Annotated in this window: 22 protein-coding genes; 7 read left to right on the forward strand and 15 right to left on the reverse strand. The window is 44.7% G+C overall.

Translation table 11 applies throughout. From position 1 onward, the window contains the following. Window positions 1-76: 76 nt before the first annotated feature. On the forward strand, window positions 77-1,378 hold the full coding sequence (gene eno / locus CLV93_RS08935; protein WP_106541820.1) for a phosphopyruvate hydratase: 1,302 nt from the start codon (window positions 77-79) through the stop codon (window positions 1,376-1,378). 135 nt (window positions 1,379-1,513) lie between these two features. After that, window positions 1,514-2,215, forward strand: a complete 702-nt coding sequence (locus tag CLV93_RS08940) for a YiaD family glycine zipper/OmpA-like lipoprotein (RefSeq protein ID WP_106541821.1) — start codon at window positions 1,514-1,516, stop codon at window positions 2,213-2,215. A 63-nt stretch (window positions 2,216-2,278) separates the two neighbouring features. On the opposite strand, the gene CLV93_RS08945 is transcribed toward CLV93_RS08940, so the two are convergent. Continuing rightward, the gene (locus CLV93_RS08945; RefSeq protein ID WP_106541822.1) at window positions 2,279-3,637 is read right to left on the reverse strand and encodes an NAD-dependent succinate-semialdehyde dehydrogenase; all 1,359 of its coding nucleotides are present in this window, start codon (window positions 3,635-3,637) and stop codon (window positions 2,279-2,281) included. 22 nt (window positions 3,638-3,659) lie between these two features. Between CLV93_RS08945 and CLV93_RS08950 the strand changes: the two genes are divergently transcribed. Continuing rightward, the gene (locus tag CLV93_RS08950) at window positions 3,660-4,250 is read left to right on the forward strand and encodes a DUF4268 domain-containing protein (RefSeq protein ID WP_211297789.1); all 591 of its coding nucleotides are present in this window, start codon (window positions 3,660-3,662) and stop codon (window positions 4,248-4,250) included. Window positions 4,251-4,275: 25 nt separating this feature from the next. Here the strand turns inward: CLV93_RS08950 and CLV93_RS08955 are convergent, their stop codons facing one another. Further along, a complete protein-coding gene (locus tag CLV93_RS08955) occupies window positions 4,276-4,662 on the reverse strand; it encodes a hypothetical protein (RefSeq protein ID WP_106541823.1) in 387 nt (128 codons plus the stop codon). A gap of 275 nt (window positions 4,663-4,937) precedes the next feature. Here CLV93_RS08955 and CLV93_RS08960 point away from each other — a divergent pair, with 275 nt between their 5' ends. After that, the gene (locus CLV93_RS08960) at window positions 4,938-6,275 is read left to right on the forward strand and encodes an alpha-L-fucosidase (protein ID WP_106541824.1); all 1,338 of its coding nucleotides are present in this window, start codon (window positions 4,938-4,940) and stop codon (window positions 6,273-6,275) included. Between the two features lie 67 nt (window positions 6,276-6,342). Here CLV93_RS08960 and CLV93_RS08965 read toward each other — a convergent pair whose 3' ends face one another. The 13 genes from CLV93_RS08965 to CLV93_RS09025 all read right to left on the reverse strand — a co-directional run bounded on the left by CLV93_RS08965 (window position 6,343) and on the right by CLV93_RS09025 (window position 24,309). Then, window positions 6,343-6,795, reverse strand: coding sequence for an Hsp20/alpha crystallin family protein (locus tag CLV93_RS08965; protein WP_106541825.1), 453 nt, complete (start codon window positions 6,793-6,795; stop codon window positions 6,343-6,345). 317 nt (window positions 6,796-7,112) lie between these two features. Beyond that, window positions 7,113-8,894 carry a sensor histidine kinase gene (phoR, locus tag CLV93_RS08970; RefSeq protein WP_106541826.1) on the reverse strand — a complete coding sequence of 594 codons (1,782 nt, stop codon included), beginning with the start codon at window positions 8,892-8,894 and terminating at the stop codon, window positions 7,113-7,115. A gap of 24 nt (window positions 8,895-8,918) precedes the next feature. Then, window positions 8,919-9,605, reverse strand: a complete 687-nt coding sequence (gene phoB, locus CLV93_RS08975; RefSeq protein WP_106541827.1) for a two-component system response regulator PhoB — start codon at window positions 9,603-9,605, stop codon at window positions 8,919-8,921. A 56-nt stretch (window positions 9,606-9,661) separates the two neighbouring features. Then, the gene (gene phoU, locus CLV93_RS08980; protein ID WP_106541828.1) at window positions 9,662-10,363 is read right to left on the reverse strand and encodes a phosphate signaling complex protein PhoU; all 702 of its coding nucleotides are present in this window, start codon (window positions 10,361-10,363) and stop codon (window positions 9,662-9,664) included. 88 nt (window positions 10,364-10,451) lie between these two features. Continuing rightward, a complete protein-coding gene (gene pstB, locus CLV93_RS08985) occupies window positions 10,452-11,237 on the reverse strand; it encodes a phosphate ABC transporter ATP-binding protein PstB (protein WP_174821595.1) in 786 nt (261 codons plus the stop codon). A gap of 92 nt (window positions 11,238-11,329) precedes the next feature. Then, on the reverse strand, window positions 11,330-12,214 hold the full coding sequence (gene pstA, locus CLV93_RS08990; protein ID WP_106541829.1) for a phosphate ABC transporter permease PstA: 885 nt from the start codon (window positions 12,212-12,214) through the stop codon (window positions 11,330-11,332). 29 nt (window positions 12,215-12,243) lie between these two features. Then, window positions 12,244-13,098 carry a phosphate ABC transporter permease subunit PstC gene (gene pstC, locus CLV93_RS08995; protein ID WP_106541830.1) on the reverse strand — a complete coding sequence of 285 codons (855 nt, stop codon included), beginning with the start codon at window positions 13,096-13,098 and terminating at the stop codon, window positions 12,244-12,246. Window positions 13,099-13,118: 20 nt separating this feature from the next. Then, a complete protein-coding gene (gene pstS / locus CLV93_RS09000) occupies window positions 13,119-14,192 on the reverse strand; it encodes a phosphate ABC transporter substrate-binding protein PstS (protein ID WP_106541831.1) in 1,074 nt (357 codons plus the stop codon). A gap of 57 nt (window positions 14,193-14,249) precedes the next feature. Then, window positions 14,250-14,972, reverse strand: a complete 723-nt coding sequence (locus CLV93_RS09005) for a hypothetical protein (protein WP_106541832.1) — start codon at window positions 14,970-14,972, stop codon at window positions 14,250-14,252. Window positions 14,973-15,662: 690 nt separating this feature from the next. Beyond that, a complete protein-coding gene (locus CLV93_RS09010) occupies window positions 15,663-16,091 on the reverse strand; it encodes an RrF2 family transcriptional regulator (RefSeq protein WP_106541833.1) in 429 nt (142 codons plus the stop codon). After that, window positions 16,088-16,708, reverse strand: a complete 621-nt coding sequence (locus tag CLV93_RS09015; protein ID WP_106541834.1) for a YceI family protein — start codon at window positions 16,706-16,708, stop codon at window positions 16,088-16,090. Before CLV93_RS09015 ends, CLV93_RS09010 begins: the two co-directional genes overlap by 4 nt. Before the next feature lie 165 nt (window positions 16,709-16,873). Then, the gene (locus CLV93_RS09020; RefSeq protein ID WP_146141989.1) at window positions 16,874-18,010 is read right to left on the reverse strand and encodes a hypothetical protein; all 1,137 of its coding nucleotides are present in this window, start codon (window positions 18,008-18,010) and stop codon (window positions 16,874-16,876) included. A 470-nt stretch (window positions 18,011-18,480) separates the two neighbouring features. Continuing rightward, entirely contained in the window at window positions 18,481-24,309 is a 5,829-nt protein-coding gene (locus CLV93_RS09025) for an alpha-2-macroglobulin family protein (protein ID WP_106541836.1), read from the reverse strand. Window positions 24,310-24,574: 265 nt separating this feature from the next. On the opposite strand from CLV93_RS09025, the gene CLV93_RS09030 reads away from it, so the two are divergent. From CLV93_RS09030 to nadD, 3 genes are read left to right on the forward strand one after another with little or no spacing between them, the layout of a single operon-like run. Then, complete coding sequence (locus CLV93_RS09030; protein WP_025863531.1) at window positions 24,575-25,450, forward strand: YicC/YloC family endoribonuclease; 876 nt, start codon at window positions 24,575-24,577, stop codon at window positions 25,448-25,450. Window positions 25,451-25,477: 27 nt separating this feature from the next. Further along, on the forward strand, window positions 25,478-26,047 hold the full coding sequence (gene gmk / locus CLV93_RS09035; RefSeq protein ID WP_106541837.1) for a guanylate kinase: 570 nt from the start codon (window positions 25,478-25,480) through the stop codon (window positions 26,045-26,047). A 9-nt stretch (window positions 26,048-26,056) separates the two neighbouring features. Then, on the forward strand, window positions 26,057-26,626 hold the full coding sequence (nadD, locus tag CLV93_RS09040; protein WP_106541838.1) for a nicotinate (nicotinamide) nucleotide adenylyltransferase: 570 nt from the start codon (window positions 26,057-26,059) through the stop codon (window positions 26,624-26,626). Window positions 26,627-26,726 lie beyond the last annotated feature (100 nt).

Raw genomic sequence — 26,726 nt, forward strand, 5'->3', positions numbered from 1 at the left:
TTATTACGCATAAAAATTATTGCTTGGCTGTCGTCCTGACAGCTAAAAATGTTGAACATAAAAACAGCAAAAAACAATGTTGATTTACAAAGTAGTCGGAAGAGAAATTCTGGATTCCCGCGGGAACCCAACCGTTGAAGTCGAAGTTACCCTCGAAAGCGGTGTTGTAGGTCGCGCTGCTGTACCGTCAGGTGCATCAACCGGCGAAAACGAAGCACTCGAACTTCGTGATGGTGACAAAGGCCGTTACCTCGGTAAAGGCGTACTGAAAGCTGTTGAAAACGTAAATAACGTGATTGCCGAAGAAGTTATTGGCATGAGCGCTCTCGATCAGGTTGCCCTCGACAAGAAATTGCTCGAACTCGACGGAACCAAAACCAAGTCTAAACTGGGTGCTAACGCCATGTTGGGTGTTTCGCTGGCCGTAGCTAAAGCTGCTGCTGCTTACCTCGATATGCCGCTGTATCGCTACATCGGTGGAACCAACGCCAAAACCCTGCCCGTTCCGATGATGAACATCATCAACGGTGGTTCTCACTCCGATGCTCCGATTGCTTTCCAGGAATTCATGATTCGCCCCGTTGGTGCTCCGTCTTTCCGCGAAGGACTGCGCATGGGTGCTGAAGTTTTCCATCACCTGAAGAAAGTGCTTAGCAAACGTAACCTCAGCACCGCGGTTGGTGACGAAGGTGGTTTTGCTCCGGCACTCGATGGTACCGAAGATGCTTTGAACAGCATCATCGAAGCTATTAAAAACGCAGGTTACAAACCAGGTCGTTTGGAAGAAGGTGGCGATGTTTCTATCGCTCTCGACTGTGCTTCTTCTGAATTCTACAGCGACGGAGTTTACGACTATTCCAAATTTGAAGGTGGTAACGGTGCAAAACGCAGCCGCGAAGAGCAGGTGAACTACCTGGCTGAACTGGTTGAAAAATTCCCGATTGATTCTATCGAGGACGGTTGCGACGAAGGCGACTGGGATGGTTGGGTAATGCTCAACAAAAAACTGGGTGACAAGTGCCAGTTGGTTGGTGACGACCTGTTCGTAACCAACGTTGAATACCTGCAGAAAGGTATCGAACTGGATGCTGCCAACTCTATCCTGATTAAAGTGAACCAGATTGGTACGCTCACCGAAACACTCGACGCTATCGAAATGGCTCACCGTGCAGGTTATACCAGCGTAACTTCTCACCGTTCAGGTGAAACCGAAGATTCAACCATCGCTGACATCGCGGTAGCAACCAACAGTGGCCAGATTAAAACCGGTTCTCTGAGCCGTTCTGACCGTATGGCTAAATACAACCAGCTGCTTCGCATTGAAGAAGAACTGGGTAAAAATGCCATCTATGGTTACAAAAAAGTGAAAAAAGCCTGATCCACTCAGGATTTTATCATACCCGAACCTCGCCTTGTAAGGCGGGGTTTTTTTATGTTCCGGAATAGGAATTTTTCTCGTTTTACTGTTATAGATTCTAGAAATATGATTCACCCATATTAAAAGAACAAGACCATGAACAATCAAAAATTATTTATCCCGAAAGGGAAGAAGTATGCAATCTTTATCCTTCTCCTCACCTTTCTTTTTACCGGATGTAAAACACTGAACAATGCCGAAAAAGGTGCCATGATTGGAACCGGAACCGGCGCTGCGGTAGGCGCCGGAATTGGAAAGCTGGCCGGAAATACAGCTATCGGAGCCATTATTGGTGCAGGAGTTGGTGGAGCAACCGGCGCTGTTATCGGTAATTACATGGACAAGCAGGCTGCCGAAATGCAGAAAGATTTGGAAGGTGCCAAAGTGGAACGTGTTGGTGAAGGAATCAAAATTACGTTCGATTCCGGTATTCTATTCGCACTCAACTCCAGTGCGCTGAATCAGCAGTCCAAAGACCAGCTTGCCAAACTCTCTCAGATTCTGAATAAATATGGTGATACCAATATTTTGGTAGAGGGTCACACCGACAATACCGGGACAGCGGAGTACAACCTGAAATTGTCGGAACGGCGGGCTGAAAGTGTAGCAACGTACCTGGAAGGACACAATGTGGCCTACTCCCGTATTACCACCAAGGGATACGGCGAGGAGCAACCCATTGTGGCTAACGATACGCCGGCACACCGGGCACTGAATCGCCGGGTGGAAATTGCCATTTTCGCTAACAAAAAACTGAAGAGGGCAGCCGAGAAAGGAACCATTCCGATTAACAACTAACAATCGAATGACATAAAAAAAGCGGTCTTCTCCAGACCGCTTTTCTTTTCAGTACGCTTTCAGCTATTTAATCCAAACTGTTTTGATATTCACAAACTCTTTTATCCCGTAACCGGAAAGCTCTCTTCCGTATCCGGAATTCTTGATTCCGCCAAAAGGCAGCCGCGGGTCCGATTTCACCAGGCCATTAACGAAGACAGCCCCGGCCTCAATCTTTCTCGCCAACTCCTCTCCTTTCTTCAAATCCGATGTCCAGAGCGAAGCCCCTAGTCCGTACAAACTATCGTTCGCCACTTCAATTGCCTCTTTTTCATCTTCTACCGGAAGTACAACTGCCACAGGCCCGAAGGTTTCTTCCATGTAAACAGGCATCCCTCGGCTTACATTCGTTAAGATGGTGGGAGAATAATAGTTGCCAATTCCTTCCACCCGGCTTCCGCCGGAAATAATCTGGGCTCCCTGCTCCACCGATTTCTTCACCTGGTTGTCGATATCGTCGACCAAATCGGGGCGGGCCAACGGAGCCAGCGACGTTTCCTCTTTCCCCGGGTCGCCTGGTTCATATGCTTCCATCAAGGCTTTCACTTTCTCAAGAAACGGTGCGGCAACATGCTGCTCCACGATGAACCGCTTTGCTGCGATACAGGTCTGCCCCGAGGTTATCATACGGGAGCCAACCGCTACTTTTGCAGCTTTCTCCAAATCGGCATCCGCCAGAACAATAAATGGATCGGAACCGCCCAGCTCGAGCACCGACTTCTTCAGGTATTTACCTGCCAGCGAGGCCACCTGACTACCGGCATATTCACTTCCCGTAAGGGTAACAGCTTTCACAGCCGGATGAGCAATGACAGCCTCCACTTTGGAAGAGGAAATTACCAACGTGCGAAAAATATTTTCCGGGAAACCGGCATCCCTGAACACCTCCTCGATGGCCAGAGCACAGCCCTGAACATTTGACGCATGTTTCAACAGGCCGGCATTGCCTGCCATAAGTGCTGGTGCCGCAAAGCGAAATACTTGCCAAAACGGAAAGTTCCACGGCATAACCGCCAGAACCGGTCCCAACGGATTGAAAACGGCCATGCTCTTCGTTGCGTCCGATTCCATCAGCTCATCCACCAGCATTTGCTCAGCGTTTTCCGCATAATATTCACAAACCCAGGCACACTTCTCTACTTCCGAATACGACTCTGCAATGCGCTTGCCCATCTCCGCGGTAATCAACCGCGCATATTCCTCCCTTCGGCTTCGCAACAATTCTGCAGCCTTCTGCATCCATTGCGAACGCTGGGCAAAACTTGTTTCGCGATAGCCCTTCCATGCTTCAAAGTTCAGGTCAACAACTTCCTTCACCTGTCCTTCACTCATTTCGGAATATTCCTTTATCAACTCTCCTGTTGCCGGATTTATAGATTTCATAACTCACTATTTTTTCCATTAAATGTACAAAATCATCAGTGCAACGCATAAGAAGAAGCCGCCTAATCCGGCCGGTTTCGTCAAATACTTGCGGAACATTATCTTTGCGGAAACTTTCCACACCCACATGTATACGAAAGAGGAGAAGAAAGAGTTAGTTAAACGTTTTTGGACCGAATTTGATGGCTACTGCAGCCAGCTTCCGGAACTGGCCGTAATGAAGAAGAAATGGGTTCTGCACCGAACTAAAATCAGCAATGTAGTCTTGAAATTTGAGGTCGGCCGGGAATTTGCCGATGTGATTCTGGAAATCAGCCATAAGAATGAAGCCCGCAGACTGGAAGTTTACGAACTGCTTGAGAAGTACCGGTTGCTGCTGGAAGACGGTTTCCCGGAAGGATTAATTTGGGATTTTGCTTTTGAGCGCGACAACGGACAGGAAGTTTGCCGCATTTACGAGCGAAAAACGGGATTTGACATGCACCGTCAAAAGCAGTGGAATGAAATATTCGCCTTCTTCGCTGAGAACATGTTGCGGCTGCAAAACAATTTCCTCGATTTCAGAGACGTCCTGAAGGAGGAAATCCTGGCGTTAAACCGTAGAGAACAATAACAATTCGAATACTCAAAATATCCAACTACAATACCTGCCGAACCGTGTCCCTCGGCTCCTCGTGCTGCCGGTAAAAATCACCGCGGTAGTCAGGCGAATACCAGCCGTCGTTGTTTTTAGGCTGATAAATCTTTAGGTGGTAAAATTCCTTCATTTCTTCAGGAACCAAAATCGGCATCGGGGCCCTGATGTCGCCAGGTTCCCAAATCATCGGATTGCGCGAAACAGATGAACGATCGGGCATATCCACTTTCAATGTATCGGCCATCAGTTTATGTGCCCAGTCCGGGAAATTCTCAATTTCGCCCGGGATTGGTGTTCCTACGATGCCCGACACGCTCCTCTCCGTCCGGCAGGAAGTTCCCAGCCAGATCAACCACAAAGCAAGGAAAATGAATTTCAGCCTGTACATGACTCGATATTTAAACCTAATGCGAATCAGAAAGCATCACACACGAGAGAGGAAAATCCCCCGGAAGTAAGAGGTACCTGTTTGCCGGTGTTCAACCTCAGATTGCCTCAGCAACCTGAACATCAACGTTAAAGTTAATAATATTATCACGATTCTTCATATAGTGCTACCAGTAATAAAATTCATATTCTCAACAAACTTTGTAAAAGTTTTTAAAAAGATTTGCCAATACCGTAAATTGCTTTCAATAATTGGACGACTAAACCATTTGTGCAATGAATCGCATTCTTCCGGTATTTTTACTTCTGTTTCTACTCGTTGGTTTCAAGGTAAAAGCTCAAAACACTGAGACTTCGCAGGAAAAAGCAAAACGAATGGCCTGGTTCAAAGATGCGAAGCTGGGCATCTTCATCCACTGGGGCATTTATGCGGTAAACGGAATAGACGAAAGCTGGTCATTTTACAACGGATATATTTCCTATCCCGATTACATGAAGCAGCTCAAAGGCTTTACGGCCGCCAATTACCATCCCGAAGAATGGGCTAAATTGATCAAAGAGAGTGGAGCGAAATATACGGTGTTAACCACGAAGCATCACGATGGTGTTGCCTTGTGGGATACAGAGTGTAGCGATTTGAACGTGGTAAAGAAAACACCAGCCGGTCGCGATTTGGTCGCTCCATTTGTTAAAGCTGCCCGAAAAGAAGGATTGAAAGTTGGCCTTTATTACTCCCTGCTCGACTGGAGCAACCCGAATTATCCGAATTGGACCCGTGAAAAGAAACGATACACCAACGATTCAGTCCGCTGGAACCGCTTTGTTAAATTCAATTTTTGCCAACTGGAAGAACTTTCTAAAAAATTTCATCCCGCTCTGTTTTGGTTTGATGGTGACTGGGAACAATCCGCTGAAAAGTGGCATGCTAAAGAACTGGCTGCCGATTTGAGAAAATACAACAAGAACGTCATCCTGAATTCCCGCATTCAGGGCTATGGCGATTATGAAACCCCCGAGCAAGGACTTCCGGTTACGAAACCCGAAAGTAAATACTGGGAACTGTGCATGACCATGAATGATTCGTGGGGATACCAGCCCAACGACACCAATTACAAGTCGGCCAATCAAATCATCCGGATGCTGGTGGAATGCATCTGCATGGGCGGCAATTTGCTACTGGACATTGGGCCGAAAGCTGACGGGACCATTCCCCAACAACAAGTTGATATTTTAAAAGAACTGGGGCGTTGGACATCGAAACACAAGGAAGCGATTTACGGAACCCGCGCAGGCATTCCACCCGAACATTTTTACGGTCCAACAGCGCTCAACCAAAAGGGAGACATTCTGTATCTGTACCTGCCATATAAACCGGTAGGACCGTTAATGATAAAAGGATTGAAAAACAAAATAAACCGAATCTGGGTCGTTGGCAACGGTACCAAACTCAACTGGAAAGTAATTGGGAAACAATACTGGAGTAGCGTGCCGGGCATCGTTTATATCGATGTTCCTGAAAGAGTGCTTGACCCGCAGGTTACGGTGATTGCTGTTCTGCTTGACGGGAAGATTGATTTGTACCGGGAGAAAGGACAGGTAATCGAAAGTAATTAGTTGTAAACCAAACATGCATTACCCGTATGAAAAAAGGCCGTCGATGACTGACGGCCTTTTGCATGTTTTATGAAATCTTGATTTGCTTGGCAGGTTTCGGCTTTATTTCTTCCCGTTTGGGAAGCGTAACGCACAAAATTCCATCTTTGTACTTAGCGGCGATCTTATCGCTGTCTACTACATTTCCAGACAGATGGAATGTGCGCTGGAAAGCCTGATACCTGAATTCGCGCTGCGTATATTTGCCCTCTTCGTCTGTCTTGTTTTCTTCCTGCTTTTCGGAAGAAATAGTCAAACGGTTATTATCCAAATCGATTTTAAAATCATCTTTGGACAATCCAGGAGCAGCGACTTCAATTACATAGTCATCATCCGATTCCTTGACATTAACAGCAGGCAACGTACTGTCCATGTCTGCGAAATTGGAGTTTGTCCAATCCATCCAATCCCTTGAGAAAAAGTTATCGAAGAAAGAAGGGACAGACGGGAACATTCGGTTGTTAGCTTTTACAATTGCCATAATAAACCCTCCTAACTTTTTAGTTCAACATTCAAGTTCTTACTTCTTATTTCAATTAGCAAATTCACTCAGTAAAAAAACAAGTAATATGCCACGCCAAACCAACTTCCCTTTTACCTGCGACCATATTTAGCAAGTCGATTGATTTACAATAATTTCTTCTTTTCATTCCTTTTCAGGAAGAAAAACACAACTGACAAAAACACATATAAACAACTTCAAGCTAAGTCATTATGTCATTTTAAACTGTAATTTTGTCGTTAAAAAGAAAGGCCATCCCGTTACCGGGACAGCCTTTACCTGAATGATGATATGAATTATTTCTTTTCGATGAACCTAGGTAACGAGAACAGGAATTCGAGTCCTCCTTCTTTTCGGTTTCTCACCGTTATTTCGCCCTTCTGGTAAACCACAGCGTGCTTCACGATGGCTAGTCCCAAACCGGTTCCTCCCAACTTGCGTGAACGTCCTGAATCGATTCGGTAGAAGCGTTCAAAAATGCGTGATAAGTGCTCTTCTGCTATACCGATTCCATTATCAGAGAAAGCAAAATAATGGAACTTGTCGTCTTCGAGGTAGTGATTAATGGTTATGGTAATATTTTCACCGGCGTAGTTCAATGCATTTTCCATCAAGTTCTGGAAAATAGAGAATACCAGGGAGTAATTTCCTTTCACCGCCAAATCATAATCAGCGTCGACCTCAACCACCACACTCTTGCGGTTAATCATGGTCTGAAAACTATCGACTACTTCCGAAATCAACTTCCCAACCGTCACTTTCTCAATAGTATAATACTCTCCAGCCTCTTCTATCTTATTCAACAGAGCGATGTCACCAACTAATTTGGTCAAACGGTTTACCTGGCTGTTTGCCTTTTCGATAAAATGACGTTGTTTTTCGGAATCGAGACCAGGCGACTCCAGGATTGTTTCCAGATAACCTTTTGCCGAAGCAATGGGCGTTTTCAACTCGTGTGCGATGTTCGAAGTCATCTGCTGTTTCATCAAACGCTGCTTCACCAGCTTGGTATTGTCGGTAATAATGATCTCGAATGTTTTATCCTGAAACACGATGCACTGTACATGGAAATACCGTCCACCAACCTGAACATTCATTTCTGTTCTCGGCAAATCATGCAGGAAAAACTCCGTCTCCGATTGCAGAATTTCATCCAGAAAAAGGTTAATAGCGTCAAACGCTTTTACCTGGAATACCTGCTCGGCAGAAATGGTTGACTCCTCGGAAATAATGTTGATGAACTGAATAAAGTGATTGTTCGAGAGCATGGTTTTCTTTTCGGACGAAAAGAATGCCACTCCTTCGTTCAACACAAAAAGGTGACTGAACAACTTCTCTTTCTCCTGGGTTAACTCATCCTTGGTTCTACGCAGCTGCTTGTAAAGCTTGATGATCTCGTGACTAATAACTCCAAGCTCATCATCGGGGAATTGAATGTTGCGATCGTATGTGCCTCCACGACGAATGGTTACCGCAAAATCCTTCAGCTTATTGATACTGTCACCCATGCGGCGCGACACGATGCGCAGAACGAGCCAGATGACGAAGAACAGGAAAAGAATAAATATGATAAATGTCTTTTCGGCCTGCAGAAAATGCTGAATCTGCATGTTGTAAACCGCTGCTGCCCGAACAAAATAATCCTGGTAGAAACGAGCAAAGTAATAGTAATCTTTTCCGGTGGTATGTGATTTCCGAAGGTTGGCACCAAAGTCGGAATAAATAGATTTCTGTACTTCAGGTCGCTGCAAATGGTTTTCCATGTGCGCGTAATCTTTCACCGAAGTATCATACAGAACTTTGCCATCGTGATTAATGACCGTAATTCGAACTTCATTGGTCGGAATCAACGATTTTAATGAATCGAGTTTGGCAAAATTGCTACTGGAATAAATTCCTTCGTGCCGGATGTATTGATCCGTCAGATTGGTATAGCTTTCAAGCGAGGCATCCAATTGTCCTTTCCGGTAGTCCTTTTCGCGTTGATACTGATATATCAGGATCGACATCGTAAATACCACAAAAAGAGAGAAGTAATAGACGAATAATTTCCGTTGAAAGCTGTCTTTTGTAAACATCGTTGTATCTAAATTTTGTCAGTGTTAAACCTCAAAATAATAGCCAAAACCTGATTTATTCCGGATGCACTTTCCGTACTCTCCCAATTTCTTGCGCAACCGCGTAATGTTTACATCAACGGTTCGGTCGGTCACCACCACATCATCACTCCAAACACGGCTCAAAATGTCTTCCCGAGGAAAGATTCGTCCTTCGTTTTCCATCAATAACCGCATCACTTCAAACTCCTTGCGTGTTAGCTCAATTTTTTTATCGCCAATCAGCAAGCGCTTTATTTCGGTATCCAGTTTAAATTTACCGGAAGTAATTACCGGCTCTACATGCTGTATTTCACCACTGCTGCGGCGCATTACAGCCTTTACCCGAACGACCACTTCTTTTATCGAAAATGGCTTTGGAATATAATCGTCGGCTCCAATATTAAAGCCGGTCACCACATCGTTTTCGGTATCTTTTGCTGTAAGAAAAATGATTGGAACGGTCAGGCTCATGTCTTTCCGAATCTTTTCGGCCAAACGAAAACCAGACATTTTGCCCATCATCACATCCAGCAAAATCAGGTTGTACTTCTTAAGCTTTTTGGTCATTGCATCTTCAGCCGAAAGCGCAACATCTGTTTCGAAACCTTCACTTTCGAGGTTAAACTGAAGGATTTCGCAAATGTCCTCTTCGTCGTCAACAATTAAAATACGAGGTTTGTCTTTTGCCATTTTTCATAAGTTTTACATCGACCAAGCTCCTTCACCACCATCAAGCTGCCGTTCCGCTATAACTCATCACCATCCAGATCAATCTGTTTATGGCGAATGTCTGTACCCTCGAGCGAATAAATAGATGCTTCTGCTACGTTAGTTGCATGGTCAGCAATGCGTTCAATATTCGAAATAATACTGTTGATATTGATAAAGCTGAGCAACATATCCTGAGTTTCCTTAGGTAGTTTACTCTTTTTAACGGTTTTCTTTATGAGTTTATGATTCAGTTCGTCAATTACCGAGTCATTTTTGATGGTCCAAATTGCATACTCCTTATCGTTATTGATAAACGAAAGAATTGATTTTCGAACCATGTTCACACTTGAAATCAACATATTGGAAATAACATCCGACAAACGCTCGAATACCGCCTCATCCTTAATCCTGGGAATCGAACCGGCAATATTGGTCACCAAATCGCCTATGCGTTCCAAATCGCCAACCATCTGGTAAATAGCCATCATCTGACGCAAATCAGAAGCTACCGGCTTCTGCAGCACGATGGTGTTGACAATCTTTTCACCAATTTTCACATCCAGTTTATCGATTTTCTTCTCGTTGCTGGCAATTTCCTTTGCAATGTTTGCCGGAACTTCTGTTTCTCCCTGGCTCATTACTTCCTCTATCAAGTCGAGTTGACGAAGAATGGTGTTGGCCATATCCTCGAAACGTGAGAGAATATCCTGTATCGCGTTTTCCTTGTTTATACTCATTTGTTCGTTCGATTTAAGGAAAGTAGAACTTTCGTTTGGTTAAGTTGGTTGCAATTATTTACTATTCCGTGATCCAATTGCTTACAAATTACCCAAATTCTCCGGTAAGGTAGCCTTCGGTACGCGAATCCTTCGGATTCGTAAACATCGTTTTCGTTTTATCGTACTCCACCAATTCTCCAAGATACATAAACATGGCGTTATCTGAAATACGAGCCGCCTGAGACATGTTATGCGTCACCAGGACAATGGTGTAATTCTTTTTCAATTCAACCAACAAATCTTCAACTCGTGCTGTCGCTACCGGGTCGAGAGCCGATGTAGGCTCGTCCAGAAGAATTACATCTGGTTTAAACGCCAACGCGCGCGCAATACACAACCGTTGCTGTTGTCCGCCTGAAAGAAACGTTCCCTTCTTAAAGAGTGATTCTCGTACCTCATCCCACAAAGCCACATCCCTAAGCGAAGTTTCAACAATTTCTTCCCTCTCGCTTTTTTTCAATCGAATTCCGTTGAGTTTGTATCCGGCAATCACATTATCGAAAATACTCATGGTCGGGAACGGATTGGGTCGTTGAAAAACCATTCCAATCTTCCGCCTGAGTTTTATAGTCGACATCCCGTACACATCTTCATCGTTCAACAGGATTTTCCCTTCGGTAACAATGTTCGGGTACAACTCGTGCATCCTGTTAATGGCTCTCAGCAAGGTGCTTTTACCACACCCCGAGGGTCCCATTATTGCAGTAATAGAGTCACGTTTTACGTCAACCGAAACGTCCTTTACGGCATACTTACCTCCCTTGTCGTATGCTATCGACAAGTTCTGAATAGACAATACAGGGTTTTTAACTTCAATAATATTTTCGTTCATCGATATTGTTCGATTTAAGCCGGAAATGCTTTTCTGTTCAAAATTTCGTTTTTTCGTCACGTCTGCCAACCGGCAGTATCTTTTCTGCTAAGTTAATGAATACTGTGCTTTGCCGAAATTCGCTTTGAAATGATGTTCAACGTGAGTACAAATCCCATCAGGAAGAGCGAAGAACTCCAAATCAATTCCACCATATTCGGGTCGTTATAGAATTGCCAGATCAACAGCGGTACAGCACTGGTCGGGTGTGTTATATCCCAGTTAATCCGAGGGTTCCCAAGCGTTGTCAACATAAGCGGTGCGGTTTCACCAAGTATTCGCGAAATAGAAATCAAAATACCGGTGAGCAATCCGCTGAAACTTGAAGGGATTAGAACGCGAAGAATAATCTTATGATAAGGTACACCAAGAGCAACTGCAGCTTCTTTGAGTGTTCCGGGGATCATTTTGAGCGTTTCTTCCGTTGAGCGAATAATTAAAGGCAACATCATAATGGCCAATGATACACTTCCGGCCAAAGCCGAATAGCTATGGGTAATATATTTCACAACCCACAGGTAAACGATGAGGCCCAGCACAATAGACGGAACCCCTTGCAGTATATCAGCGATATCACGAATGATGTTGGAATAACGTTTGCCGGGAGTCTCGTAAAGATAAATCCCTGTAATAATTCCAAACGGGATGGCCATCACCGCGGCTAAAACCACAATAAGGATGGAACCTGTAATACCGTTGGCAATACCACCGGGAATGGTTTCTCCATTGGCTTTGGCGACCATAGCCTGGAGCGTGTCAGGAGCAGCTTCAGTAAAAAACGAAAGATTAATCTGTCCAATTCCCTTAACAACTAATTCTCCTACAATCAGAATAATGGGCAAAATGGTTAACAAAGAGAAAAAGATGACAATCCCCAGAAAGATCTTGTTCTTTGTGTTGCGGCTGTTTGAATTATCACGGATAGCAATCGCTTTCATTTCGTTGCGGTTTGAAAATAGTTAATCCGTTAGGACAATTTTTTGATGATAAATTTGCCGGCGGTATTCACCAGTGCTGTTATGACAAAAAGTAAAAGGCCAATGGCTATCAGTGAACTTAACTTCAGTCCATCTGCTTCACCAAATTGATTGGCAATAACACTGGCCATCGTATTGCCGGTGTCGAATAAACTATGAGGTACCTTATTCGCATTACCAATCAACATCGTAACTGCCATGGTTTCACCTAAAGCACGTCCAAAAGCCAAAATATAACTAGCCACAATTCCGGAACGGGCATTAGGCACAATCACATTGAAAATAACCTCCATCCGGGTGGCTCCCAGCGAATACGCTGCTTCCTTCAGCTCATTGGGCACCATCACAATGATTTCATTACTTAGGGAGGTCGCATAAGGTATAATCATGATCGCCAGGATGATTCCCGAAGTAAAAACTCCAAAGCCCTGCGGACTAAGTCCGAGATGCATAATAACCGGACGTAGGGTGTAAAAGCCCCAGAGGCCATATACGATGGAAGGAATCCCCGCAAGTAAATCCACCAGTGTACTTAAAACTGATGCGACTGGGGTTTTACGGAAATATTCCGACACAAACAACGAGGTCGAAAATGCCATTGGTATCGAAATCAGCAAAGCCAGCACTGAAGTAATCATCGTACCGGCAATAAAGGGCATTGCTCCGTAACTTTCCCGTCCTTCAGTGGGATTCCAGTTCGTTGAAGTGATAAAATGCCAACCAAATTTATGAAAAGCCGGTATGGCCCCCCCAACAAGGGAGTAGACCATACCGCCTGCAACAATCAGAATCAAAAATGATCCTGCAAATAAAAAGTATTTTGTAATCTTATCGCTATTATTCATTGAAGTGAATTAGAAGCATTCTATTTGAGTATCGGTTTTCCATTGTAAGTCACCGTCCGTAAAATAGCTTTGTCAATTTGCACTACTTTATCAGGCAGCGGTGCATATTTCAACTCTTTAGCAATTCCCTGTGCAGCAGGATCCAGCATCCAGTCGATCAGTTTCACGGTAGCCTGAGCCTGTTCCAGTGAGCGGCCGTTATATGCTTGTTCTTTGTAAAGAATAATCCAGGTAAATCCACTGATTGGATAAGCATCAGGAGCTGTTGAGTTGGTTTCCATTATACGGGTATCAGCAGGCATATCGCCTTTACCAGCAGCACTAACAGCAGCGATGGTCGGAGCAATATAGTTTCCGGCAGCATTTTTCAGCAGAGCGAAAGAAATTTTCTGTGCAAATGCATAATCAGAACCGATGTATCCGATAGAACCGACAGTTGAGCTGATGATTCCGGCAACGCCAGGATTTCCTTTGGCGCCCATACCAACAGGCCAGTTCAGTGATTTTCCAACGCCAATTTGATCTTTCCACTCCTTGCTAATCTTTGACATGTAGTCACTGAAAATGAAGGTCGTACCACTACCGTCTGAACGGTGAACCACGGAGATAGCCAGGTCGGGGAATTTAACACCAGGGTTGATTGCTTTCAGTTTGGCATCATTCCAGTTAGTGATTTTTCCAAGGAAAATATCAGCCAATACTTCTTGATCCAGTTTGATTGAATCGATTCCGGGTACGTTGAAAGCAATATCAACAGCACCGCTACAAGTAGCTACGTGAACAACCGGTGCAGGCATTTGAGCTGCTTCAGTATCGCTTAAGAAAGCATCGCTTCCACAGAAGTCAACTACGCGATCCTTCAGGCTGCGGATACCAGCACCCGATCCGGTCAGACCATAAGATGTTTGAACACCGGTTAAATCGAAATACTTTTTGAAAGCAGTTTTGTAGAAAGGTCCAGCGAAAGTAGAACCTGCTGCACTCAATGAAATTTCAGTCTTGGCCGACTTCTCATCAGTACCTTTTTTCTTACTGCCGCTTTTGCATGCTGTAAACGCTGTTACGACAGCCAATAAAATTAGGATCTTTTTCATTTTGAAAAGGTTTTATAATTCAACTATTAAAAAGCTGTTTCAAGAATTATGGAAGAATTAAAATTTCATTTCGAGGCTGAGATAGAAACCTGTTTCGGCACTGCTTCCGCTCTGAGACGGACTCCACACGCGGAAGTTTGGCGCCACTTTTACTCCTTTAACAGGATTGAGTTCAACACCTGCTAAGAACAGACTACCGTCTTTGGCTACATTCCATCCATCTGTTGCTCCGTTAATTTTCTTTGATGTCAGGTTGTCGTAACGAACAAAGACATCCGATTTTTTTGCAACATTCACGGTCGTATACAACGATAAACCTGATAAATTGTGGTCGGTTACATTACCATGTCCCTGCTGGTAGTTGTATTCAGCACCAGCAATAAAATCATCGCCCTTGTATCCCAAAAATGCGGCATATGTACTCTGAGCAACAGTTTTTTTCATGTAATCAACATATAGGCGGGCATAAAGGTTTTTAACAGGTTTCAAGGTTATACCTGCTGTGTACATCAAAACACTGTCTTTCTGAAGATGCTTGTACCCTTCACCGTTCAGTACCGAAACATCCAAACTTGCCACCGAGGCCAATTTCAACACTGCCGAAGCACCCAAATCAGCACTCGGATCGTAACCATGCTGATCCATGAACGATTTGTACAGGTAACGATGTCCCCACATGCTTTCCTGAAGATTAAATGCCTTGGTCCCAATCAAACCAAAATTAAATTTCAGGTTGTCGTTGGCGTACTGTAAATAAGCATTTTTCAAGTTGGCTGTCATCTGCAGACCTCCAACACCAGGGTTTCCGATATCGAAATTAACCTTACCGGAAAACTGCTGACTAAATGCATATTCGTACCCGAAATAAGCCCGGGAAATTTCGAATGCCGGTTGATTTTGTTCATACTTAAAATCACTGAAAACTTTAACAAAAGCTTTCAGTGTGGTTTGAAATCAGCATTGCCCGTTTCCGTTTTTGCTGACTGCGCAAACAGGCTACCACTGATCATGATCAGCAACAAGCTGAATTGAATTTTTCTCATTGTTAGATAACTTAAAGTAACTTTCCACTGGCAAATGTGGTACGAGGTTGTTACACCGCGGTTAAGGAAAAATTACAATATTGTTACAAGACATGATTCTTTCGTCACACGAAAACAACAGCGCGAACCCCACTGTAAACACATAACTAACAACGCCTTGATACTTATCTGGAAAAATTCAACTTACTGGATATTCGCTTTACATCTATGGAAATGTATCCGGGTGGATAATGATGAAAACATTTTTGTAACACACCCATGGTCCTCTTTTGTAACAGGACTTGTGCAATTATCAAATACAAAAACTTCTCAATTTTTTCTCGGGCAGGAAAATACCAAAGCGCCAAAACATGATCCGGTGAGGATATTGACGTCTCCTTGGTGAAGTATTTTGGAATAATGGATAAAATGAATTAAGAAATAGCTCTTAATCAATTGGTTCATGCCGACTTCTGACATCAGCAACCAATGTCTCCAACGTCATACTTTTGAAATGATCGACAATCTTTTGATTTAATACATCCCAAAAATCACGGGCTGTGCAACTACTCGCTTTATCACACTCGAAGTTTTTTGAAAGGCAATCGACGATGCAAATCCCGGGTTCAAAGGCCCGGTGTATATCGTAAATGGTAATTTGAGAGGGATCGCGACCAAGAATGTATCCACTCTTTCGGCCACGTAAGTTGGCAACAAGTCCGGCTGCTTTTAACGAAGCAATAATCTGGTCGAGGTACTTTACTGACAAGTCTTGATTTTGGGCAATATCCTTCTGAAATATGCCATCGGGATCTCCGTTTAATGCTATCTCAATCATTACACGCATCCCATATCTGGTTTTCGTATTGAATTTCACGGCGAATTGGCTTTTTGGGTGATTAGTTTGATCTCAAAATTAATAAATACTTCATCTTTTACCCGAATCATTCCCAGGAAACGACGTGGAGGAGAAATGTTGTAATCCGTCAATTGAATGCGGGTTCTTCCTCTAACGACAAGCTGATTTTCCTCGTTATTAACCACTTCAATGGGCGAAACGTAATCATTTGTCATGCCCGCGATAGTTATATTCAGTGGGATATTCTTTACATCCCTTGAGGTAAAAATATGCAGCAACTCAGCGTCACTAATGGTAATTTTGATTTCCGGATACTTCGATGCCTTCAATAATTCCTTGAAATCATCAAACATAGCTGGATTACTGGCATCAATATGCTCAATGGGGATGAAAAACGAAAGAGAGTCAAGGGAGTTGGAACCAGCAGGAAGCACTGCTAATGAAAAGTCTTCCGTCAATACGTGACGATAATAAAAGTGGAATTGGTTGACATTTGTGGAACCGTCAATACGCACTTTGGCAAGTTGACACACTCCACTGTAACGGGCATTTTTTGCCCATCCGCTTGAATTCAGCAGGAATACAAGAAGAATAACCTGAAATAATACCTTCCCTATGTAACCGCTTCTTCTCATTTTGTTTCCCGGTTATAGTTAAGTAAACCCGAATTGGAACTCTTTTGTTCCAAACTGCCACGGAACTTATGTGAAATTACATCACTAGCTGAAAAAACAGAACCTTCCCCCGCAGGGGGGAAGGCCTTTACTAAACAATATATAATGGATGTAACCTGGATGAACTTAGAAAGAAATTCCAGCTTCGAACATAATACCTTTGAATCCAGCCTTAGTTCCGGCTTGGTATCCAGCACTTGTAGTATAATTACCGTTAAAGTTATTGTAGTTCTGGTTTACATACTCCAATTTGGCCAGAATGTTCTTAGTCATGTGCCATCCTCCGGCAATCTGTACACGGTCAATGTTCATGTCATTGCTGTTCTTCACTTTGTTGTAGCGAGTACCCAGATAGAACTGCTCCTGTCCACCAAAGTGGTAAATACCTTCGATTGCGAACTGGTTGAAATCAAAATCACCACCAAACGCGCCTGTGCCTTTTGCTTTCTCGTATGTTCCGAACATTTCAAAACCATAGTATTTTGCAAATAAGTTAACCATGGTAGAATTGTCTTTGTTGGTGAAACCCGGGCCCCAACGACCAGTTGTGTGATCTGAAGAAATATCTACGTCATCAGCACTTCCGGTTTGCGGCTTCATTACCAAATAGTAGCGAGAACCGGTACGGTCACCATAATAAAGCGAACCGAAGTGGTTTTTAGCACAGCTGTAAAGTGACACAGTTGTACGCAGACGGAAGTTTTCACTCAGCTGTTTATCAAAACCAACCTTACCATAGAAGGCCAACTCATCCGCAGTATTATAGGTTGTATAAGAATTACTTCTTGCACTGTAAGCAGCGATTGCAGGCTTCAACGTACCATTGGAAACGGCACCCATTGCCAACCAACCATTGTTGCGGTACATAAGCTCAGCACCTCCAGCAGTAGTGAAGGCATCCATGATGTAGTTACCGACAAATGCATTACGACTAATATTTCCGTTATCGGAACGACGGAAGTGCTCATCACCATAGTTGAGTTCCATCATACCAACTTTAAGGGTCAGTTTCTGCATCAGTTTGTCAATAGCATCCGAGTTCAGGAAGGGAAGCTGATCCATCAGCAAATATCCACCCTTAACCCAGGTTTCCTCGTGGTGACGAGATGACAAATAAGTAGTCAGGTGAACCTGTACTCCGGGGGCCAAATCGGCATAGATTTTCATATTGGCAGTAGGCAGGTTCAATCCTTTACCCAGCGGAGTTAATGGTGTAGTACCATTATGGGTGGCGCTGGTCTCATTGTAGCTGACGTGGTTCAAAATCTACCGGGAATTCCCTGGGCTCATTCCTACAATGCACTGATTCCGTTCGGAATTGTATTGGTCTTTGTTTCGGTTGGCTTCATTATTTACTTCTTTATTGCCAACAAACGGAAAATATAAAACAACTGCGGAACGTGACGGGCTACTATCGTTAGCTGCATCACGTTCCGTTTTTCTTTTCCTACCAAAGTAGCTTTTCCATCCCGCTCCCGACCTCATTTTCCCAAGTCCGTACCCATTTTATTCTGGTCCAGACCTGTTTTTTCGGGCTCCCGACTCTTTCTCCCCTGCTCCCGAGCATCTCTGTCACGGTACCGATCTTTTTTCCTTAGGTCCTGCCTCTTTCTACTCAACTCAGCACCACCTTTGTCCCATAATCGGGCCTTACTTTCACGGTCCGGCCCCTTTCTACCTGGTTACCAAACCTCCCGCACCGCGAACCGGCTTTTTCCCCGCTGGCCCTCCACCTATTTTTCGATGATAACCTCTCCTGCCGTATCGGATGCATTGAATGCCGGTGCAAATTGGCACTGAATGGTTACCCGACCTGAGCTAAAATCACCACGGTGACTTACCCTTACCGGATATTCCAACAGATAATCGCCTTGTTTTAACTCCTGAATAAAGAAGCGGGTTTGCTCGTCGGTATTTACCCGATAGTACCACAAGCGACCACTCGATTCGTAGCCGGAAAGCTGCTTCACGGGTTCTGTACCAGCCGGGCGTGCATCTGAAATGGAAACAAATCCCAAATCGCGATGGGTGTGAATACGTAACCGGACCATAATTAAGTCACCTGGTTTGAGTCCTTTCAAATCGGATGAGAGAGATTCTCCACCATTTCGGCGAATAACGCGGTACAACGATTTGGTCACTTTTATTCCGTTCCCAGTTGACAACGAACTATCAACCGGAGCAAAGAACTGGTGATACAACGCGCCAAAGCCTGTCGTCTTTCCGTTATTCCGAAGCTCCAACGTTGAGTTTTCGGGCAATCCCGAAGGCAATGTGTATTTGAAATATCCTTTCGGTGTGCCCGAAATCGAGCTCGTCAATGGCTTTCCATTCAATAATACCGTCGGTCCGGATGTTTCCATATTGGCCCCACTTCCTGCCAACAGCAACGCCTCAACCGCTTTCACCGTTTCGTCCGGAGTTGACCATGCATGTGTCCGCTTTTGTTGCAACAACCATAGCTTCATGGCCGCCAAATCCGTTTCCGGGGCACCGGTCTTCTCAAACAACTGCATCATGATGGCCTGCAACGAAAGTGAAGACTCGCGGTAGAACCAGGGTGAATTGTTCGTTCGCCAATGCATGCCCAACTTTTTACTCTTCGCTGCCCGTTCTTTCAACGACTCGATGATCGTTTGAGCTGTTTTCCGGTCATTTGTCAGCCACAAAATCGAGGCGCTTTGTGCTTGCTGATACAGGCTCAGTTTCATCCAGTTTTTGGAAACCGACTGAATGAAGAACCGATAGGCAGCCATTACTTCCTTCCCGGCAGGTTTTATTTTCGAACCTGAACAGACATATAAATAATCGACGATATTGGCTGAAGGAATATATTGTACGCGCTGTTTTTCCGTCAATCGCTTATAGGTTGCCAACATTTCTGTTTCGAGGTAGTGCATGGCTTTTACCAGCATTGTATCTACAAGCGTTTTTTCTTCTCCTTTTAAAGCATTCGCTTTCTCGAGTGCGGAAAGCTGATCAACTACTTGCATCGTAATCCATGGGCTGGCTTTCATCTCCGGATACCAGGAAAAACCTCCATCCTCATGCTGCATTGCCTTGAGACGCGACAAATCATCGGTAATATTTACGGCAATTGTATCGGGCACGAAAAGTTGCAATTGTTTTTTCGCCCGAATCGCATCATCGAGCCAGGGGGTTTCGTTCAACTGAATATTCGCCAAATCATCATTCTGCTCCATCCGGGTTTTGAATGAATCGGGGTTATTCAACAATTTGGCTCGTTGTTTGGCCAGTTCTGCTGCGATTTCGGGGTGGCGGGCCAGTATTTGCTGAACCGTTGCATAAGCATACAGCCGGTTGGCCAGCCCCGTTGCACTTTGTGGCCGGGAACTCAATACTGATGGTAATGCTTCGATGGCTTGCCAAACCGGATTTCCCATCCACTCCAGCGTCCATTTGTCGTTCACCTGTCCTCCTTCCGGGAATAAGGGACTCCAAACCTTCACTCCTCCCGGTTTCACCTGAAACGTTTCCGACTGTACCATCCATTGCTTAGCGGGAAGAACCTGAATAGTTTTTTCGTAACCATCACTCAGGTTTCCGGCTGAGCCAACTACCTGAATCCGGTACAATCCCGCTTTTTCGGGTGCCTGCACCAACCATTTCACCACTCCCGATTCTCCATTCTCCAAGCCGATGTGACGCGGCTCAAATCCGGGTTCCAACGTATCATTCGAGTCAACTGCAATCAGATTCAAATGAATATCAGCTTCCAGTTCTTTTCCCGAAAGGTTGGTTACTTTCACCGGTAACTCCACCTGGTCGCCGGCCACCAGGAAACGAACCGGGTACGGCTCGACCATCAACGGTTTTTGACTAACAAACGAGGTGTCGGTCGTGCCGGTTTTCCCGTTAACGGTATGTGCCAATGCCATGAATTTCCATTTCGTCAAAGCATCGGGCATACGGAAATGAACGGTAGCCATTCCGTTCGCATCGGTTTTCAACTGCGGCCCAAACCAAGCTGTTTCGCGGAAATCACTTCGAATTTTCGGTTCTTCAACCTTCGGTGCAGCACTAGCTCCCCGGATTCTGATACTCTCGTTTGCCGCCTGCTCTCCCACAGGAACTTTCTCATCTGCAACGAAAAAAACAGCTCCTCCCGGAGAAGTGTTAACCCATTTTGGAAGTCCCAATTCCGGAACCATCTCTGTTTCCACTTTTTGAAGGGGCGTATTCGGACTATGGGCGTAATCAGTTTGCACCGGACGAATCATCAGCGGCATTTGCCGAACATAAAACCAATGATTGAAAAGGCTCAAACTCCAGTTATGCATTCGAATGTCGTCCAGCGATGCATCATATACAACGCCTGCCACTTCTGCCTGTGCAGGTTTGCCTCTTTCGTCGGTTACACGGATTTTCCAGCTGACCTCTTTTCCGGGTTCTGCCGTTGAAGGAAAATCAACTGCAGTAACCTGTAGTTTTTTATTTGGCTGCATCACATTGATCCGGAAAAGCTTCCGGAAGGACCGACCATGCTGGATAGTCGATACACGAACTGCAAATCCGTTTGCCATATCGGACGTTACCGGGATAACCACTTGTTGACGGCTCTTTTTCGTTTTCACTGCCGGAAGCTGAATCAATGTATCCGGCTCTTCCAGCGCTACTTGCCAGAAAGCTTCACCGGCAGTACCAAGTTCCAGTTTCAGATCATCACCGGGTTTTACCGTAGTTTTGTTCAGGTTGACATGAAATGGGTCTGCGAACGGATATTTCCGGCATTTGGACCTGAATACCCGGATAACCCGCTCACCGGTAACATTCTGACCAAATGCATCCTCTGTTTCAACGGTGACCTTGTAATAGCCGGGCTTCAGTTTTTTCCCCGGAAGGAAACACCACGAACGTTCGGCCGTGTTGAATTTTTGGGTCGATAAAACTTTCTCCACCGGAAAATCTTCCGGCTTCACTTCATCGCCATACACATTTCCGGGATACTGCTTTTCCCATTGCTCCTTCGTATAGATTGGCCGATCAGGAGCTTTCCATACCCGCTCTCTTACCGCTTGGTCAGGAGTTTGAAGCCTGGCAAATGTGACCGTTCCCTTAACCGGAACCACCTGATTGGCTGAGTTATTGAATTTCACCCCCACTTTTATTCCTTTTCCCTTCCGGATACCTTTATCGGAAGCATCAACTTGCCCGGGCGCGCTGAGTTGAGCAAACAGCGCCTTTTGGGAGATGCTCAATGACTGTTCCGTCGTCTGCGTCTCTCCGCTGATATCTGTTACTTCTGTTTCGATCTGATAGCTTAAACCATAATCATTTTCGGTAGACTTTGGTGTGAACGTGAAGCGAAAGCGACCATCTGTATCGGTGGTAAACATACCCGAAATAACATCTTCCGAATTGTTCCCCGAGCGCTCGAACCATAAAGTATGCCGGGTTATTTTATACATTCCGGGTACGCCAGCCAACGGAACACCGTTAAACGATTTGACTCTTCCGGTTACGGTAACCGGATGACCCGCCTCGTACTGACCGTCGAATTTATCGAATGTAATATGAAATCCGGGCCGCCGGTAAGCTTCCACCCGAAATGACTGATATCCTTCGGATGTTCTCAGCGTAAAGTTGCCCGCCAAACTACCGGCGGGTAAACGAAACTGACCGGTAGTACTACCGAACCGGTCAGTCAGGATTCTCAGCGAATCGATCACCTGGTTATGCGCATCTCGCAGAAAAACCACCATCGGTTTGCCTGCAACGGCACGAGCTGTATCGCCATGAGTTTTGAACGTAATGGCTTTGAATAAAACCACCTGTCCCGGCCGGTAGATGGACCGATCGGTGAAGAACCAGGTCTTCTCTTTTGTCGTCTCGGTTTGTTTACCGTAATACGGCTTACGCCAACGCAGACTTAACGTGTCAGTAGACGAACTAATCTGCACCAAATTGCCGTCACCCGACCAGAAGGCCCGCCCCTTATCGTTCGTTTTGAGAGACGTTTTATTGAGTTTCTTACCATTTAAATTTCGAATACTCAATTCGGCACCTGCGACAGCTTCCCCGTTCGATTGCCGGCGGACCGAAAAAATGGTTCCGGCATCAACTCGTTCCTGTTCTATATATATCCGGGAAACCGCCAGCGGGAAGAGACTTTCACAGCCGTCGCCATCAATCTGCAGCACATACACTCCAGCCTCTAATGGTTTCAGGAGCAACTCGGTGCTATGCGAACGCAAATCACTATCAGGTACGAGCGTATATTTTTCTCGCTGAATAACCGGACTGCCAAGTAGCTTCGAGGAATCTTCACGGCTTTTCAACTGCCCGTATTGCAGAAAATAGGTTCGGAAAAGTTTCTGATTGATTTTGTGGATGGAAACCTTCACACTTTTCAGATTCTGGTAATCCAATTTTATGGCAAATGGGAAACCGGGCCTCACCACTGCTTCCGATTGTGTGGATAGCTGCGGCCGTTTTAGTTGCTGAAGACTATTAAAACTTCTCTTGCCTGCTTCTGTTTTAGGGAATTTCTCCCAGGTATTTTCATACAACCTGGCCGCTTTCAGCCAATCCAATCGGTGCTCAGCTGTTTGCGGGACATTTTCCCGAAACTCTCCTCCCCGCATTTGATAGAAATCCGCTTCCGCTTCCCAAACATCGGCTAACAGGTAGGAGTGAGCAACGGTCTTTTCCAGTCCGTGAATTTCATCCAAAAACAAACGGTCAGCATTTTCGAGCGATGATTCCCCGTAGGTAAATTTAATCCGATTGAGCCGGGCATAGAACAACGCCACAGAATCTCCGTCTTGTTGATGGTATCTTTCGAGTAGCCGGTACAGGATGATTGAATGATCATAAAAATTCAACGGCGTTTTCCGGTCAATGATCACTCCCCCCGGTTTCCTTAAGCTCAATGCAGCATTCTGAAGAGATGGTGATGGCCGGCGAACCGGCTGGGTAAACAGACTGCCGTCCTGATAAAAGTTCAGTGCTTTTCGAACGATTAGATCGAGTAGTGTCGGAGTCCGCTCCCAGGCCACCTTTTTATCAATGACAAGTGACTGCCAGTTTTTGGCAGGAATTTTCGACAGGCTGTCGGGATGCTGCAATGCCTCGTTAAAACACCGATGAATTTGCTCGACGAAATAACCGGCATCCCACGTATTTATATCGGTTGAATCAACTCCTCCACTGGCACGGTCAAGAATTTTCCAACGATTATCCCGATATATTTGAAGCAGGTATGAACCTTCGTATGCCTTCACTACCGCTCTTCCCGGCACGTTCAATTTCTCATATTCGTTTTGCCAGATTGGCACCGGATTTTTCGGAAGAGAATCTTTCACCGCAAAAAATTGAAGCGCTGTAAATGCTTTCACCCTTTGCGGAATATTGTTCTCTTTCGTTGCCCGTGCGACAATTTGCTTTATCACCTTCTTAACCGATTCAGGCTTTCGAATGTGTGCCAGCGAATCTGCTTCGGCCCATTTTTCCCGGTAGGAAAATTGCGGTATTGCAGCCTGAGTTGTTGAAAAAAGAGAGAAGAGCAATAAAGCAAGGAGTAATCGGCAGATCATTTTCATTGGTTACATTATTTTGGTTGAATGGATTCTTTTTCTGCTACACCAAACAAATTTGGTACCACAAAAGCTCATTTCTATTCGTCTCCGCAAATATGTATTAAGCTTTTATTCTGATTTGCAATTATAAATAAGCTAAATCATCTGTCATTTTGCAGTAAATTAAAACGTAATTTACCAGTAATTTCAATTAAACATACTCATTCGGCACTCACTTTTTTAGAATGCCGTTGGAAAAGCCTAATTTTGTGAACAAAATTTTTCGTCCATGATGAAATCGATGACTGGCTATGGTAAAGCCGAATGCGAACTGCCTAACAAGAAAATTACCATCGAGGTAAAATCGCTGAACAGCAAGCAACTTGATATTAACACCCGCATGCCGGGGATTTATAAAGAGAAAGATATTTCCATCCGGAAATTAATATCTGACATATTGGGCCGCGGGAAAGTGGAATACAGCATGTACCTCGAATCGCTTGGTGAAGAGAGCAATGCAACCATTAATGGCGCTGTGGTACGCGATTATTACCAACAACTTAATTCGGTCCGAAAAGAACTTGGGATTGATGAAAATCAGTCGTTGCTCGACATTATTATGCGCCTTCCGGATACGGTTAAAACGGAGCGTGAAGAGCTGGATGAAGAAGAATGGAAACAAATTATCGCTAAAGTAAAAGAAGCACTCCTCCATCTCGATGAATTCAGAGTTCAGGAAGGTGACGCCTTGTACAAAGATATTGAGTCGAATATTCAGCGTATTCAAGATTTACTTCCGGAAGTGGAACCATTCGAAAAAGAGCGCCTGGACAAAGTGAAAGAGCGCATCATGGACAACATGAAGGAGCTGGAAGCCTCAGATTCTGTCGATAACAACCGTCTGGAGCAAGAAATGATTTATTACCTGGAAAAACTGGACATCAACGAAGAGAAGGTCCGATTGGCCAACCATTGCACCTATTTCCTGGAAACCATGAGACTAAACGAGCAGGTAGGGAAAAAGCTGGGATTTATTGCACAGGAAATCGGGCGCGAAATCAATACCATGGGCTCCAAAGCCAACCACGCCGAAATTCAGAAAATTGTCATTCAGATGAAAGACGCACTCGAAAGAGTGAAAGAACAAACACTGAATGTATTATAACTTCCGGAAGAGCGATTATTTGTAGAAATGAAGAAAGGCAAACTGATTATATTCTCGGCACCGTCCGGTTCGGGTAAGACAACCATTGTTAAGCACCTCCTGACCTGCCCTTTCGACTTTGAATTTTCGATATCAGCAACAACACGAAAGCCCAGAAATGGAGAAACCGATGGCAAAGATTATTATTTTCTGTCGGTTGACGAGTTCAAGTCGAGATTGGAGGCTGATGAATTTTTGGAATGGGAAGAAGTTTACGCCGGCAGTTATTACGGTACCCTGAAAAGTGAAGTGGAACGCATTCGCGAGAAAGGACAGCATGTGCTGTTCGATGTGGACGTAGTAGGCGGGACGAACATTAAAAAGTTTTACGGCGACGAAGCCCTGGCCGTGTTTGTCAAACCTCCAGGCATCGAAGAACTGGAGAAAAGGCTTATTGCCCGCTCAACCGATAGTCCCGAAGTAATTGCTCAACGCGTAGCCAAGGCCAAACGTGAATTGACTTACGCCAAGTATTTCGATTATGTTTTGGTGAACGATGACTTGCAAACTGCACTGAAAGAAGCAGAAGAGACGGTTAAAGCTTTTCTGGAAAAATAAACCGGGGTAATGAAAATTACACTCTACTTTGGCTCCTTCAGTCCAATTCACAACGGACATTTGGCCATTGCACACAATGTGCTAAGAGAGAAATTGTCCGATGAATTGTGGCTGGTTGTTTCACCTCAGAATCCGTTGAAAGAGGAAGAAATGCTTTGGCCCGAAGCAGATCGGTTGGCCATGGTTCAACTGGCTATTGAAGGAAAAGAGGGAATTAAAGCCTCGGACTATGAATTCCACTTGCCTCGTCCATCGTACACCTACCAGACCCTTTTGCGTTTGAAACAAGATTTTCCTCAACACTCGTTTAACGTACTGATTGGTGGAGATAACCTTCAAGCGTTTGATCATTGGCGTGATCACCGGAAAATTCTCGATGAATTTGGGCTAATCGTCTATCCCCGGCCGGGCTACGAAAATGAAGAACTGGCAAACCACCCGAACGTAACCCTATTGAATGCTCCACTTCTGGATATTTCTTCTACCGAAATCAGGGAGCGTTTGAGCAAAGGACTATCGCTGGTTCCGCTGGTTCCGCAAAAAGTTGCAGATTATATTCATACCAAAAATTTCAGTTAAAGAAAAAGAGGCTGTCCAAAAAGTAAAATTGGACAGCCTTTGTTTTTGTTGTCGCTTTAAGGTTTGTATCTTAAAGGTGCTAATGACAACACGATCAAAC

The organism is Prolixibacter denitrificans (assembly GCF_003014495.1).
Classification (GTDB): domain Bacteria; phylum Bacteroidota; class Bacteroidia; order Bacteroidales; family Prolixibacteraceae; genus Prolixibacter; species Prolixibacter denitrificans.

Excerpts from the sequence above, each read along its gene's own strand:
- pstA (WP_106541829.1), bottom strand. The coding sequence starts at position 12,214 with ATGAAAGCGATTGCTATCCGTGATAATTCAAACAGCCGCAACACAAAG.
- CLV93_RS08955 (WP_106541823.1), bottom strand. The coding sequence starts at position 4,662 with ATGTACAGGCTGAAATTCATTTTCCTTGCTTTGTGGTTGATCTGGCTG.
- pstS (WP_106541831.1), bottom strand. The coding sequence starts at position 14,192 with ATGAAAAAGATCCTAATTTTATTGGCTGTCGTAACAGCGTTTACAGCA.
- CLV93_RS09025 (WP_106541836.1), bottom strand. The coding sequence starts at position 24,309 with ATGAAAATGATCTGCCGATTACTCCTTGCTTTATTGCTCTTCTCTCTT.
- CLV93_RS08965 (WP_106541825.1), bottom strand. The coding sequence starts at position 6,795 with ATGGCAATTGTAAAAGCTAACAACCGAATGTTCCCGTCTGTCCCTTCT.
- CLV93_RS08940 (WP_106541821.1), top strand. The coding sequence starts at position 1,514 with ATGAACAATCAAAAATTATTTATCCCGAAAGGGAAGAAGTATGCAATC.
- phoR (WP_106541826.1), bottom strand. The coding sequence starts at position 8,894 with ATGTTTACAAAAGACAGCTTTCAACGGAAATTATTCGTCTATTACTTC.
- gmk (WP_106541837.1), top strand. The coding sequence starts at position 25,478 with ATGAAGAAAGGCAAACTGATTATATTCTCGGCACCGTCCGGTTCGGGT.
- nadD (WP_106541838.1), top strand. The coding sequence starts at position 26,057 with ATGAAAATTACACTCTACTTTGGCTCCTTCAGTCCAATTCACAACGGA.
- CLV93_RS09015 (WP_106541834.1), bottom strand. The coding sequence starts at position 16,708 with ATGAGAAGAAGCGGTTACATAGGGAAGGTATTATTTCAGGTTATTCTT.
- phoU (WP_106541828.1), bottom strand. The coding sequence starts at position 10,363 with ATGAGTATAAACAAGGAAAACGCGATACAGGATATTCTCTCACGTTTC.
- pstC (WP_106541830.1), bottom strand. The coding sequence starts at position 13,098 with ATGAATAATAGCGATAAGATTACAAAATACTTTTTATTTGCAGGATCA.
- CLV93_RS09005 (WP_106541832.1), bottom strand. The coding sequence starts at position 14,972 with ATGACAGCCAACTTGAAAAATGCTTATTTACAGTACGCCAACGACAAC.
- phoB (WP_106541827.1), bottom strand. The coding sequence starts at position 9,605 with ATGGCAAAAGACAAACCTCGTATTTTAATTGTTGACGACGAAGAGGAC.
- pstB (WP_174821595.1), bottom strand. The coding sequence starts at position 11,237 with ATGAACGAAAATATTATTGAAGTTAAAAACCCTGTATTGTCTATTCAG.
- CLV93_RS09030 (WP_025863531.1), top strand. The coding sequence starts at position 24,575 with ATGATGAAATCGATGACTGGCTATGGTAAAGCCGAATGCGAACTGCCT.
- CLV93_RS08950 (WP_211297789.1), top strand. The coding sequence starts at position 3,660 with ATGTACAAAATCATCAGTGCAACGCATAAGAAGAAGCCGCCTAATCCG.
- CLV93_RS08960 (WP_106541824.1), top strand. The coding sequence starts at position 4,938 with ATGAATCGCATTCTTCCGGTATTTTTACTTCTGTTTCTACTCGTTGGT.
- eno (WP_106541820.1), top strand. The coding sequence starts at position 77 with ATGTTGATTTACAAAGTAGTCGGAAGAGAAATTCTGGATTCCCGCGGG.
- CLV93_RS08945 (WP_106541822.1), bottom strand. The coding sequence starts at position 3,637 with ATGAAATCTATAAATCCGGCAACAGGAGAGTTGATAAAGGAATATTCC.